The sequence below is a fragment of the Pseudomonas caspiana genome, assembly GCF_040224095.2.
GTDB classification, from domain to species: domain Bacteria; phylum Pseudomonadota; class Gammaproteobacteria; order Pseudomonadales; family Pseudomonadaceae; genus Aquipseudomonas; species Aquipseudomonas caspiana.
The window spans coordinates 5,328,416-5,342,410 of the sequence record NZ_CP167995.1 but is presented as its reverse complement, the minus strand read 5'-3'; the positions used below and the strand labels follow the sequence as shown (position 1 = coordinate 5,342,410).

Here is a 13,995-nt window from a genome sequence, read left to right as displayed (position 1 = left end):
TGAAAAATTTCGCAGGCGGCGTATTCCGGGGCTCTTTTGCGTCTTGTCACAGGTTTTTCAGGCGCTGTTGGAGTCTGAAATTTCCCGTTTCAATAGGTGTATGCCAAACTAGCCCGCATATAGACAAGGTGAAAACTATCTAATGGCCGATTGGCAGTCCCTCGATCCCGAGGCCGCTCGTGAAGCGGAAAAATACGAAAACCCTATCCCCAGCCGTGAATTGATTCTGGCTCACCTCTCCGAGCGCGGTTCGCCGGCGAGCCGTGAGCAACTGGTGGAAGAATTTGGCCTGACAACTGAAGATCAGTTCGAAGCCCTGCGCCGCCGTTTGCGAGCCATGGAACGCGACGCGCAATTGATCTACACCCGTCGTGGCACTTATGCCCCGGTGGACAAGCTGGACCTCATCCTGGGGCGTATCTCCGGGCATCGTGACGGTTTCGGCTTCCTGGTACCTGACGATGGCAGCGATGACCTGTTCATGAGTCCGGCCCAGATGCGTCTGGTGTTCGATGGTGACCGTGCTCTGGCGCGCGTTTCCGGCCTGGACCGTCGCGGTCGTCGTGAAGGCGTTATCGTCGAAGTGATTTCTCGCGCCCATGAAACGGTGGTCGGTCGTTACTTCGAAGAGAGCGGTATTGGTTTTGTCATTCCAGACAATCCAAAAATCCAGCAGGAAGTGCTGGTCACTCCGGGGCGTAATAACAACGCGAAGATAGGTCAGTTCGTCGAGGTGAAAATCACCCACTGGCCGACTCCGCGCTTCCAGCCTCAGGGCGATATCGTCGAAGTCGTGGGCAACTACATGGCGCCCGGCATGGAAATCGATGTCGCGTTGCGCACCTACGATATTCCTCACGTCTGGCCTGAGGCCGTGCTGAAAGAAGCCGCCAAGCTCAAGCCGGAAGTTGAAGAAAAAGACAAAGAAAATCGCGTCGACTTGCGTCATCTGCCGTTCGTTACCATCGACGGTGAAGATGCTCGCGACTTCGACGATGCGGTTTATTGCGAAGCCAAACCCGGCAAATTGCGTCTGTTCTCGGGCGGCTGGAAGCTCTACGTAGCCATCGCTGACGTATCGAGCTACGTGAAGATCGGCTCGGCACTGGATGCTGAGTCGCAAGTGCGTGGCAACTCGGTGTACTTCCCCGAGCGCGTTGTGCCGATGCTTCCTGAGCAGCTTTCCAACGGCCTGTGTTCGTTGAATCCGCACGTTGATCGTCTGGCCATGGTTTGTGAGATGACCATCTCCAAGTCTGGCGAGATGACTGACTACGTGTTCTACGAAGCGGTGATCCATTCCCACGCACGTCTGACCTACAACAAGGTCAGCACTATGCTGGAACAGCCTAAAAGCAGCGACGCCCGCCAGTTGCGGGGCGAATACCCGGAAGTGTTGCCACACCTTAAACAGCTCTATGCGCTGTACAAGGTGCTGTTGGGCGCTCGTCATACTCGCGGCGCTATCGATTTTGAAACGCAAGAAACCCGCATCATCTTCGGGACCGAGCGCAAGATCGCCGAAATTCGTCCGACCACTCGCAACGATGCTCACAAGCTGATTGAAGAATGCATGCTGGCCGCTAACGTGGCCACTGCCGAGTTCCTCAAGAAGCACGAGATTCCTGCGCTTTACCGCGTGCACGATGGTCCTCCGCCTGAGCGTCTGGAAAAACTCCGGGCGTTCCTGGGTGAGCTGGGTCTATCCCTGCACAAAGGTAAAGATGGTCCGACGCCGAAGGATTATCAGGCGTTGCTGGAAACTGTACGTGATCGTCCGGACTATCACTTGATCCAGACGGTAATGCTGCGTTCGTTGAGTCAGGCGGTGTACAGCTCTGACAATAACGGCCACTTCGGTCTGAATTACGAAGCGTATACCCACTTCACCTCGCCGATTCGTCGTTATCCTGACTTGCTGACTCACCGTGCAATCCGCAGCGTGATTCGCTCCAAGCAGGACACGCCGCATGTGCGTCGTGCTGGCGGGGCGACGATTCCGAAAGCGCGTATCTACCCGTACGACGAGGCGATCCTCGAGCAGTTGGGCGAACAATGCTCAATGAGCGAGCGCCGTGCCGATGAAGCCACCCGCGACGTGGTCAACTGGCTCAAGTGTGAGTTCATGAAAGACCGCGTTGGCGAGTCCTTCCCGGGTGTGATCACCGCCGTCACCGGCTTTGGTCTGTTCGTTGAACTGACTGATATCTACGTTGAAGGTCTGGTGCACGTCACTGCATTGCCGGGCGACTACTACCACTTCGATCCTGTGCATCACCGCCTGGCGGGCGAGCGCACCGGTCGTAGCTTCCGCTTGGGCGACACGGTTGAAGTGCGCGTTATGCGTGTCGACCTCGATGAGCGCAAGATCGACTTCGAGATGGCCGAAAAAACCATCAGTGCGCCGATTGGTCGCAAGCGTCGTGGCGCCGAACCGCAGCCTGTCGAAAAAGCCGCCGCTCCAGAGCGTGCGCCGAGCAAGCGTCCGGCCAAGGCTAAAGCCAAGGTCAGCGCGGAGCCCGAAGCCTATCGGCCTAGTGACGCAGCAGCGAAAAACGCTGAAGTGCGTAAAAGTCGAGAATTGAAACAGGCTCTGCTGGCTGAAGCGAAGGGTGGTAGCAAGGCATCGTCGGGAAAGTCCGGTAAAGCCGGTTCTGCGCCATCATCGGACAGACCTGCTAAACCCAGTAAACACCGTAAAGGCCCGCCTAAGGCGGGTTCGGCCCCAGCCGCGAAAAGCGGCGGGGCGCGCAAGCCTAAGGCCAAGTCATGAGTTCGTTGGAAAAAATCTACGGCGTGCATGCTGTAGAAGCGTTGTTGCGTCACCACCCAAAGCGGGTCAAGCAAATCTGGCTGGCCGAGGGACGTAGCGATCCTCGTGTTCAAGTGCTGGTTGCGCTGGCCGGTGAGAATCGCGTTTCGATCGGCCAGGCCGAGCGTCGTGAAATGGATGCGTGGGTCGATGGCGTGCATCAGGGTGTTGTTGCTGAAGTCAGCCCTAGTCAGGTCTGGGGCGAGGCGATGCTCGATGAACTACTGGATCGTACCGAAGGCGCGCCGCTGATTCTGGTGCTCGACGGTGTAACCGACCCGCATAACCTAGGCGCGTGCCTGCGCACTGCCGATGCTGCCGGAGCGCTGGCAGTGGTTGTCCCCAAGGACAAGTCCGCAACCCTGACGCCTGCAGTGCGTAAAGTGGCTTGCGGTGCGGCTGAGGTCATCCCGTTGGTTGCTGTGACGAACCTGGCGCGCACTCTGGAAAAGCTTCAGCAGCGTGGCCTTTGGGTTGTCGGTACGGCGGGGGAGGCTGAGCAGGAGTTGTATCAGCAAGACCTCACCGGTCCGACCATTCTGATCATGGGTGCCGAAGGTAAGGGCATGCGTCGCCTGACCCGTGAACATTGCGATTACCTGGTGCGTCTGCCGATGGCAGGCAGCGTCAGCAGCCTCAACGTATCGGTTGCAACCGGTGTTTGCCTGTTTGAAGCGTTGCGTCAGCGTAATGTGAAAGCGGCTGCAAAGAAATAGTTGATGTATTTTCTGTAGGAGCGCACGAGCACCGCGAGGCCGCGATAGCGGTGTCTCAGGAAAAATGCTATCGCGGCCTCGCGGTGCTCGTGCGCTCCTACTAGATGCTTTACTGCAATTGTTCAAATATTCACCAATTGCCTTGCACCTCTGCATCCCCTTCTCTACAATTGCGCCCCTTGCTGTCACGGCAGGCGCTCATGTGCCTGTCCCTGAGCAAGACTAACAGTGTCATTCACTCCTTGTCTGACCGCTTATTGGCGGCAGGCTACAACCCGTAAGGAGCATTCATGCGTCATTACGAAATCATCTTTTTGGTCCACCCGGATCAAAGCGAGCAAGTCGGCGGCATGGTAGAGCGTTACACCAAGCTGATCGAAGAAGACGGCGGCAAAATCCACCGTCTGGAAGATTGGGGCCGTCGTCAACTGGCTTACGCAATCAACAATGTTCACAAGGCTCACTACGTGATGCTGAACGTTGAGTGCACTGGCAAGGCTCTGGCCGAGCTGGAAGACAACTTCCGCTACAACGATGCAGTGATCCGTAACCTGGTCATCCGTCGTGACGAAGCCGTAACTGGCCAGTCCGAGATGCTCAAGGCTGAAGAAAACCGCAGTGAGCGCCGTGAGCGTCGCGACCGTCCTGAGCACTCCGACAGCGCCGATGGCGTTGATGGTGATGACAGCGACAACAGCGATAACGCTGACGAGTAATCCACGGACCTTTTAAGGAGCCAATCACATGGCACGTTTCTTCCGTCGTCGTAAATTCTGCCGCTTCACCGCTGAAGACGTGAAAGAGATCGATTACAAAGATCTCAACACTCTGAAAGCATACGTATCCGAGACCGGCAAAATCGTTCCAAGCCGTATCACTGGTACCAAAGCACGTTATCAGCGTCAGCTGGCCACCGCTATCAAGCGTGCCCGCTTCCTGGCCCTGCTGGCCTACACCGACAGCCACGGCCGCTGAGACCGGGCAGTCGACAAAGTAGTAAGGGATCTAATGCATGCGCGCCTTGGCTGAATTCATCATGCGGGGACGTTTGCAGGCCATGCTGGTTGTGGCCGGATTTGCGGCATTGCCGCTGTTGTACTGTGTGAGTGCCGCCGCAGCTAGTCTTGTGCTACTGCGGCGCGGTTCGGACGCCATCGGCGTCATTGGTGTGGGAGTGCTTTCAGCGTTGGTTTGCTGGTACTTCCAGAAGGATCCCAGTGCACTGTTAGTGTTGCTAGGGGCTTGTGGTCTGGCGCTGGTTTTACGCGCAGGCCACACCTGGAATCGCGTGCTGCTGGTCAGCGTGGTAGTCGGGTTGTTGTGTGCAGTGAGCCTTGGAACGGTGTTCAGCTCCATGGTTGACAGTTTGAGTCAGGAGTTCGAGAAACTCATGCCTCAGGCTTTCGGTGAGGTCTACGAGAAACTCTCGGCAGACCAGCGAGTTACCTTCGCTTCACTGATTCCGCCTCTGATCATCGGTTCAATAGCGGTTACGTTGCAGGTTTTCAGTGTGTTGTGCCTGATTCTTGGGCGCTATTGGCAGGCGCTGTTGTACAACCCCGGTGGTTTTGGTCGCGAATTTCGTCAGATCAGAATCCCTAAAGGGCTGGCGTTATCGCTGCTGGCAGCGATGTTTGTAGGGCCGATGCTTGGCGTACAAATGTTGGTTCTGTTGCCGTTGCTGAGCGTACCGTTGGCCTTCGCCGGGCTAGCCTTGATTCATGGGCTGGTGGCGCAAAAAAAACTGGCCAATTTCTGGTTGGTGGGGATGTACGTCACGCTGGTGCCATTCATGCACCTGATAGGTCCGTTGCTTGTGGTTATTGCCATTGTCGACAGCCTGATTGATTTTCGCGGTCGTCTGGGATCGAAAGACTCCGATAGCGCGAACGGTGAAGGTTAAAAGTTAAGAGGATTTTCACATGCAACTGATCCTTCTGGAAAAAGTCGCTAACCTGGGCAACCTGGGCGACAAAGTAAATGTTAAGGCCGGTTACGGTCGTAACTACCTGCTGCCTTACGGCAAAGCTACCGCTGCGACCGCTGCTAACATTGCTGCGTTCGAAGAGCGTCGTGCCGAGCTGGAAAAACTGGCTGCAGACAAAAAAGCTTCTGCCGAAACTCGCGCTGCCCAACTGGCTGAGCTGGAAGTGACTATCACTGCCACCGCTGGTGACGAAGGCAAGCTGTTCGGTTCGATCGGCACCCACGACATCGCTGATGCACTGACCGCCTCTGGCGTTGAAGTTGCAAAAAGCGAAGTTCGTCTGCCGAACGGCACCATCCGTAACGTTGGCGAATTCGACGTAGCCGTGCACCTGCACAGCGACGTAGAAGCAACCGTTCGCGTTGTCGTGGTGGCTGCTTAAGCAGTACGTAATCGTCTGGCGACTTGTTCGTCAGAGGATTAACATCGGGCACGATCCTGTTTACAGGTCGTGCCCTTTGTCTTTCTGTACCGATGGTTTTTACCATCCCTGATTTCGAGTCGACATGAACGATATCTCCGCCCCCGAGCAATATGATCTGCAAACTGCTGCCCTGAAGGTGCCGCCGCATTCCATCGAGGCCGAACAGGCAGTACTCGGCGGTCTGATGCTGGACAACAACGCCTGGGAACGCGTGCTCGATCAGGTGTCGGACGGTGACTTCTATCGACATGACCATCGCCTGATCTTCCGCGCCATCGCACGTCTGGCTGATCAGAACCAGCCGATCGACGTGGTAACCCTGGCCGAACAGCTGGAAAAGGAAGGTCAGACTTCGCAAGTGGGCGGTCTGGGCTACCTCAGTGAGTTGGCAAAAAACATTCCGTCGGTGGCCAACATCAAGGCCTATGCGCAAATCGTCCGGGAGCGGGCGACCTTGCGGCAGTTGATCAGCATCAGCACCGAAATTGCTGACAGCGCGTTCAACCCGGAAGGGCGTAACGCCGAAGAGATTCTCGATGAGGCCGAACGGCAGATCTTCCAGATCGCTGAAGCGCGTCCGAAAACGGGCGGTCCAGTCGCTGTGACCGATCTCCTTACGATGGCCATCGATCGTATTGATACGCTGTTCAACACTGATAACGCTATTACCGGACTTTCCACCGGTTATACCGACCTGGACGAGAAGACCAGCGGCCTGCAACCGGCCGACTTGATCATCGTCGCGGGTCGTCCGTCCATGGGTAAAACCACGTTTGCCATGAACCTGGTGGAAAACGCCGTATTGCGCAGCGACAAGGCGGTACTGGTTTACTCGCTGGAGATGCCAGGTGAATCGCTGATCATGCGTATGCTGTCTTCGCTGGGGCGTATCGATCAGACCAAGGTCCGTGCCGGTCGCCTGGAAGATGACGACTGGCCGCGTCTGACGTCTGCGGTCAACCTGCTCAACGAACGCAAGTTGTTCATCGACGATACCGCGGGCATCAGCCCGTCGGAGATGCGTGCCCGGACCCGGCGTCTGGTGCGTGAGCACGGTGATATCGCCCTGATCATGATCGACTACCTGCAGCTGATGCAGATTCCGGGTTCCGGTGGTGACAACCGGACCAACGAGATTTCCGAGATTTCCCGCTCGTTGAAAGCCCTCGCCAAGGAATTCAACTGCCCGGTCGTTGCTCTGTCGCAGCTCAACCGCTCCCTGGAGCAACGTCCGAACAAGCGCCCGATCAACTCCGACTTGCGGGAATCCGGAGCGATCGAGCAGGACGCCGACGTCATCATGTTCGTTTACCGGGACGAGGTGTATCACCCGGAAACCGAGCACAAAGGCATCGCCGAGATCATCATCGGTAAGCAGCGTAACGGTCCAATTGGTACAACGCGGCTGGCGTTCATCGGCAAATACACCCGCTTTGAAAACCTCGCGCCGGGCAGTTATAACTTCGAAGACGAATAACATGCGGTGACTGTTTTACGTGGGAGCGGTGCTTGGGTTGGTAGTATCTCAAGCTTATGCAAAACCTGTGGGACCGAATTTATTCGGGAAAAGGCCGGCAGATTCAACACTTCTGTCGCCTGACATGACGCATTCGCGAATGAATTCGCTCCCACCGGGATCAACCCTTGCAGGCCACCATGGAATCTCCCACAGATAACCGTCTCAGGCGGATCGCAAACCCCTGTGGGAGCCGGGCTCGCCCGCGATACTGGCGACCCGGTTTCATGGCGATAGCGCGTCATCGTTCATCGCGAGCAAGCTCAGCTCCCACAGGTAATGGGCAGTACCACCATCAGTAACTCAATTCCGACCATTGCCGTCGGACTTGATCAAAATTTGTGCTATATTCCGCGCCCGCGATTTTTCCAACGTGCAAACGTAGGTTCCGACATGCAAGCAGCCAAGCCGTTATTTGACTATCCGAAGTACTGGGCCGAATGTTTCGGGCCTGCGCCTTTCCTGCCCATGAGCCGGGAAGAAATGGATCAGCTTGGCTGGGATTCCTGCGACATCATCATCGTCACCGGTGATGCGTACGTCGATCACCCGTCGTTTGGCATGGCAATCATTGGCCGGCTGTTGGAGTCTCAGGGCTTCCGCGTCGGAATCATTGCCCAGCCTAACTGGCAGTCCAAAGACGACTTCATGAAGCTCGGTGAGCCGAACCTGTTCTTCGGTGTCGCTGCCGGCAACATGGACTCGATGATCAACCGCTACACCGCGGACAAGAAAATCCGCTCCGATGACGCCTATACCCCAGGCGGCATGGCGGGCAAGCGTCCGGATCGCGCCAGTCTCGTTTATAGCCAGCGTTGCAAGGAAGCCTACAAGCATGTGCCTATCGTGCTGGGCGGCATCGAAGCTTCGCTGCGTCGTATTGCACATTACGATTACTGGCAGGACAAAGTCCGTAACTCGATTCTGATCGACGCCTGCGCCGATATTCTGCTGTACGGCAACGCCGAGCGGGCAATCGTCGAAGTTGCTCAGCGTCTGTCCTACGGCCACAAGATTGAAGACATCACTGATGTGCGCGGCACCGCGTTCATTCGCCGTGATACGCCTAAAGACTGGTACGAAGTGGATTCCACCCGTATCGACCGTCCAGGCAAGATCGACAAGATCATCAACCCGTACGTGAACACCCAGGACACCCAAGCCTGCGCCATCGAGCAGGAAAAAGGCCCGGTTGAAGACCCGAACGAGGCCAAGGTCGTACAGATTCTGGCCAGCCCGCGCATGACCCGTGACAAAACGGTTATCCGTTTGCCGTCCGTGGAAAAAGTACGTGGCGATGCCGTTCTCTACGCTCACGCTAACCGCGTACTGCACCTTGAAACAAACCCGGGCAACGCCCGTGCGCTGGTGCAGAAGCATGGCGAAGTGGACGTCTGGTTCAATCCGCCTCCGATTCCGATGACCACTGAAGAAATGGACTACGTGTTCGGCATGCCGTACGCACGTGTCCCGCATCCTGCGTACGGCAAGGAAAAGATTCCTGCCTACGACATGATTCGTTTCTCTGTGAACATCATGCGTGGCTGTTTCGGCGGCTGTACCTTCTGCTCGATCACCGAGCACGAAGGCCGGATCATTCAGAACCGCTCTGAAGAGTCGATCATTCGCGAGATCGAAGAAATTCGTGACAAGGTTCCAGGGTTCACCGGGGTCATTTCCGACCTTGGCGGCCCGACTGCGAACATGTACCGCATTGCCTGCAAGAGCCCGGAAATCGAGTCCGCTTGCCGCAAGCCGTCGTGCGTATTCCCTGGTATCTGCCCGAACCTGAATACTGACCATTCGTCGCTGATTCAGCTGTATCGCAGCGCTCGTGCTTTGCCGGGCGTGAAGAAAATCCTGATCGCTTCCGGCCTGCGCTATGACCTCGCGGTCGAGTCGCCGGAGTACGTTAAAGAGCTGGTGACCCACCACGTGGGTGGTTACCTGAAGATCGCCCCGGAACACACCGAGGAAGGTCCGCTCAACCAGATGATGAAACCGGGCATTGGCAGCTATGAGAAATTCAAGCGCATGTTCGAGAAGTATTCAAAGGAAGCAGGCAAAGAGCAGTACTTGATTCCTTACTTCATCGCAGCCCACCCGGGTACCACCGATGAAGACATGATGAATCTGGCGCTGTGGCTCAAGGGTAACGGTTTCCGTGCTGATCAGGTGCAGGCTTTCTATCCGTCGCCTATGGCCTCGGCGACTGCCATGTACCACTCGGGCAAAAACCCGCTGCGCAAGGTCACCTACAAGAGCGATGCGGTGACCATCGTGAAAAGCGAAGAGCAGCGTCGTCTGCACAAGGCGTTCCTTCGCTATCACGACCCGAAAGGCTGGCCAATGTTGCGCGAAGCGTTGATCCGTATGGGTCGCGCCGACTTGATTGGCTCGGGCAAGGATCAGTTGATCCCGCAACATCAGCCTGCAACCGACAGTTACCAGAGCGCCCGACGTAAAAACTCGACCCCCGCCGGTAGCCATAAGGTAGCCAAGGGAACTACACGGATCCTCACCCAGCACACCGGCTTGCCACCTCGCGCCAGCGACGGCAGCAAACCCTGGGACAAACGCGAGCAAGCGAAAGCTGCCGCCGAGGCGCGTAACAGGCAGGCTGCCAAAGAGCGCATGGATGCTGCGAAAGGCAAAGGTCCCAAGCCGCCGAAGCGTAAGCCTGTCGTTCCGCGCTAAACCCGCTTACCAGCTTTTCTGTAGCAGCTGCCGAAGGCTGCGAAAGGGGTGTTGACTAAAGCGCACATCCTTGTAGGAGCCAACAAGTTGGCTCCTACAAGGGCTGTGTTTGCTGCAAGTCAGTCGGTTTCAGTGGCTCAGGGCAATCTAGCTCCGAAAAATTTCCCCTCCCCATGCCTTATTTCTGTGCAACGCTTGCACCGCGGGGCACAGTGGGCGCTTTAATAGTGCCTGGTTCTGCCTCGCCACCGAGGAACCGCCGTATTTGCCCGGATGGCATAAGTCTTGCGCGGTTCCGATACCGTCCAGGCTCGCAGGAGGCACGCCGTGTCGATTCATATTGCCTTGCACCATGTCACGCATTACCGCTACGAGAGAGCGGTTGAGCTAGGTCCGCAAATTGTTCGTTTGCGTCCGGCGGCTCACAGCCGTACCCGAGTGCTGTCGTATTCACTGAAAGTCCTGCCGGAAAACCACTTCATCAACTGGCAGCAGGATCCCCAAGGCAATTATCTGGCGCGGCTGGTCTTCCCGGAAAAGACCAACGAGCTGCGTGTTGAAGTCGATCTGGTCGCCGAAATGGCGGTCTTCAATCCGTTCGACTTCTTCCTTGAGCCCTATGCCGAGAAGATCCCGTTCTTCTATGCCAGTGAAGAGCAGCGCGAGCTGGCGCCGTATCTTGAAAAACTGCCACTGACGCCGAAGTTTGCTGACTATCTGGCCAGCATCGACCGCACCCCGTTGCCAGCCATCGACTTTCTGGTGGGGCTCAACCAGCGCCTGAGTCAGGACATCGATTACCTGATCCGCATGGAGCCGGGTGTACAAACCCCGGAATTCACGCTGGAAAACGCGTCCGGCTCATGCCGAGACTCGGCGTGGCTGCTGGTGCAGTTGCTGCGTCACTTGGGCATGGCTGCGCGTTTCGTGTCCGGCTACCTGATTCAGCTCAAGGCCGATGTTGAAGCCCTCGACGGGCCTTCGGGCACGGATGTCGATTTCACCGATTTGCACGCCTGGTGTGAGGTTTATCTGCCCGGCGCAGGTTGGGTGGGTCTTGACGCCACTTCCGGGTTGTTCGCAGGTGAGGGGCATATTCCCTTGGCTTGTAGTCCTGAACCGTCATCGGCGGCGCCGATCAGTGGCTTGGTCGAGCCTTGCGAAACCGAGTTCAGCCATGAGATGTCGGTGGAGCGTATCTGGGAAGTACCTCGCGTCACCAAACCTTACACCGAAGAACAATGGGCCGAGATTCAAGCGCTAGGCCATCAGATCGACCGCGATCTGACTGAAAACGATGTGCGCCTGACCATGGGCGGCGAACCAACCTTCGTCTCCATTGACGATCGCGACGGTGCCGAGTGGAACACTGCTGCACTGGGGCCGAAAAAGCGTGCCTTGTCGGCCGAGCTGTTCCAGCGCATGCGCAAGCACTATGCGCCGCTGGGTATCGTGCATTTTGGTCAGGGCAAGTGGTATCCGGGCGAGCAACTGCCGCGTTGGTCGCTTAACTGCTTCTGGCGCAAAGACGGGCAGCCGGTCTGGCACAACAATACGTTGATTGCTGAAGAAACCGAAAACTACGGCGCGACAGGTGAGCTGGCGGGAAGGTTTTTGGCCTGCGTGGCCGAGCGACTGAAAGTGCCTACGCGTTTTGTGTTCCCGGCCTACGAAGACAATTTCTATTACCTGTGGCGTGAGGGCGCACTGCCTGCCAACGTCAGCGCCGAAGACTCACGCCTCAGTGACGAACTTGAGCGTGCACGGCTGCGCAAAGTGTTCGCTCAAGGTCTGGACAAGGTTATCGGTCAGGTCCTTCCTCTGGCGCGCTCCGTTGATGGTGATCGCTGGCAGAGCGGTCGCTGGTATCTGCGGGACACCCATTGCCGCTTGGTGCCCGGTGATTCGGCGCTGGGCTATCGCTTGCCGCTGGCATCGCAACCTTGGGTCAAAGCGGCGGAATATCCGTTCATTCACCCCACCGACTTCAATCAGGATTTCCCCGAGCTGCCAGATGACGGGCAAGTTCAGGCGCAACTCACCGGGCTCACCGAGCAGCCAGACGCCAATGCTGAGCGTATGCCGAAGATCGACGAGTCGGCTGACTGGCTGACCCGCACGGCCTTATGTGCCGAAGCGCGGGAAGGGCGTTTGTACCTGTTCATGCCACCGCTGGAAAAGCTTGAGCATTATCTCGAGTTGGTGGCGGCCATTGAGGCCAGCGCTGAAGAGCTTAACTGCCCGGTCTTGCTCGAAGGCTACGAGCCGCCGAGCGATCCGCGTCTGGCGAATTTCCGTATCACGCCTGATCCGGGTGTTATCGAAGTTAACGTGCAGCCGTCCGCGTCCTGGGATGAACTGGTGGAGCGCACCGAATTTCTCTACGAGCAGGCGCGTCTGACGCGGCTGACCACCGAGAAATTCATGATCGATGGCCGTCATACCGGCACCGGCGGTGGCAACCACTTTGTTCTGGGGGGCGCGACGCCGGGTGATTCACCTTTCCTGCGCCGTCCTGACGTGCTGCGCAGCCTGCTCAGTTACTGGCATAACCATCCATCGCTGTCGTATCTGTTTTCCGGGCTATTCATTGGCCCGACTTCACAGGCTCCGCGGGTTGATGAGGCGCGTAACGACTCTCTGTACGAGCTGGAAATTGCGTTTGCGCAAATGCCCAAACCCGGCGAAGAAGTTGCCCCCTGGGTCGTTGACCGGTTGCTGCGTAATTTGCTGATCGACGTCACTGGCAATACTCACCGGGCTGAGTTCTGTATCGACAAGCTCTATTCCCCTGACGGCGCTACTGGCCGACTGGGCCTGTTGGAGCTGCGCGCCTTCGAGATGCCGCCCCATGCGCGGATGAGTCTGGCTCAACAGTTGTTGCTGCGTGCATTGGTTGCGCGGTTCTGGCGCGAGCCGTATGCGCCAGCCAAGCTGGCTCGTTGGGGCACAGAGCTGCATGACCGCTTCATGTTGCCGCACTTCATTGAGCAAGACTTTGCGGACGTTATCGAAGAGTTGAACGGTGCTGGTTATCCGGTACGTGCAGAGTGGTTCGCGGCGCATCTGGAGTTCCGCTTCCCTAAAGTCGGTGATTACGCGGTCAGTGGCATCGAGCTGGAATTGCGTCAGGCGCTAGAGCCTTGGCATGTGCTGGGTGAGGAAGGTTCGGCCGGTGGTGCGGTGCGTTACGTGGACTCCTCTCTGGAGCGCCTGCAGGTCAAGATTAATGGCTTGCCGCCGAAACGGTATGTATTGACCTGTAATGGCATTGCGATACCTTTGCAGCCCACTGGACGAGTTGGCGAGTTTGTCGCCGGTGTGCGTTATCGCGCCTGGCAGCCTGCCAACTGCCTGCAACCGACTATTCCAGTACATGCGCCGCTGGTATTCGACCTTGTCGATACCTGGATGCAGCGTTCTCTGGGCGGCTGCGAGTATCATGTCGCGCATCCTGGCGGTCGCAACTACGAGACCCTGCCGGTCAACGCGAACGAAGCGGAAAGCCGTCGTCTGGCACGGTTCTTCAGGATCGGTCACACCCCCGGCAAACTGGAAGTGCCTTTGCTGAGCATCAACGATGAACTGCCGATGACGCTGGATATGCGTTTGCATAGATAAAAAACCGGCATCGTTCAGGAAGTACGAACCTTATAGGCGCTCACGAGCACCACGAGGCAGCGATGTTGGTCTGCCTGACACACCGTCATCGCGGCCTCGCGGTGCTCGTGCGCTCCTACAGGGAATCCGGTTTTGTATAAGAGATTCCGCCAGTCGCAAGCAGCTAACCATCAGCTGACATCCGACTGCGCTACTCTGAAATTTTTAGTCTCTGCCGAGCTT

9 protein-coding genes are annotated in these 13,995 nt (G+C 57.1%); all 9 read left to right on the top strand.

What is annotated here, in order from left to right; genetic code table 11:
• Window positions 1-142: 142 nt before the first annotated feature.
• The 9 genes from rnr (at window position 143) to ABRP31_RS24195 (ending at window position 13,773) form a co-directional block, all read left to right on the top strand.
• Window positions 143-2,773 (top strand): ribonuclease R, encoded by a 2,631-nt coding sequence (rnr, locus tag ABRP31_RS24235; RefSeq protein WP_349971907.1) that lies wholly within the window; start codon window positions 143-145, stop codon window positions 2,771-2,773.
• Window positions 2,770-3,528 carry a 23S rRNA (guanosine(2251)-2'-O)-methyltransferase RlmB gene (gene rlmB / locus ABRP31_RS24230; protein ID WP_349971908.1) on the top strand — a complete coding sequence of 253 codons (759 nt, stop codon included), beginning with the start codon at window positions 2,770-2,772 and terminating at the stop codon, window positions 3,526-3,528. Before rnr ends, rlmB begins: the two co-directional genes overlap by 4 nt.
• 290 nt (window positions 3,529-3,818) lie before the next feature.
• Complete coding sequence (gene rpsF, locus ABRP31_RS24225; RefSeq protein WP_027900435.1) at window positions 3,819-4,244, top strand: 30S ribosomal protein S6; 426 nt, start codon at window positions 3,819-3,821, stop codon at window positions 4,242-4,244.
• A gap of 28 nt (window positions 4,245-4,272) precedes the next feature.
• On the top strand, window positions 4,273-4,503 hold the full coding sequence (gene rpsR / locus ABRP31_RS24220) for a 30S ribosomal protein S18 (protein WP_002551829.1): 231 nt from the start codon (window positions 4,273-4,275) through the stop codon (window positions 4,501-4,503).
• 37 nt (window positions 4,504-4,540) lie between these two features.
• Window positions 4,541-5,431, top strand: coding sequence for a hypothetical protein (locus tag ABRP31_RS24215; protein WP_087269854.1), 891 nt, complete (start codon window positions 4,541-4,543; stop codon window positions 5,429-5,431).
• Between the two features lie 19 nt (window positions 5,432-5,450).
• Complete coding sequence (rplI, locus tag ABRP31_RS24210; protein ID WP_020293665.1) at window positions 5,451-5,897, top strand: 50S ribosomal protein L9; 447 nt, start codon at window positions 5,451-5,453, stop codon at window positions 5,895-5,897.
• 124 nt (window positions 5,898-6,021) lie between these two features.
• Entirely contained in the window at window positions 6,022-7,416 is a 1,395-nt protein-coding gene (gene dnaB, locus ABRP31_RS24205) for a replicative DNA helicase (RefSeq protein WP_087269851.1), read from the top strand.
• A 432-nt stretch (window positions 7,417-7,848) separates the two neighbouring features.
• Window positions 7,849-10,152 carry a YgiQ family radical SAM protein gene (locus ABRP31_RS24200; RefSeq protein ID WP_087269848.1) on the top strand — a complete coding sequence of 768 codons (2,304 nt, stop codon included), beginning with the start codon at window positions 7,849-7,851 and terminating at the stop codon, window positions 10,150-10,152.
• 327 nt (window positions 10,153-10,479) lie between these two features.
• The gene (locus tag ABRP31_RS24195; RefSeq protein WP_349971909.1) at window positions 10,480-13,773 is read left to right on the top strand and encodes a transglutaminase family protein; all 3,294 of its coding nucleotides are present in this window, start codon (window positions 10,480-10,482) and stop codon (window positions 13,771-13,773) included.
• The last annotated feature ends 222 nt before the right edge of the window (window positions 13,774-13,995 follow it).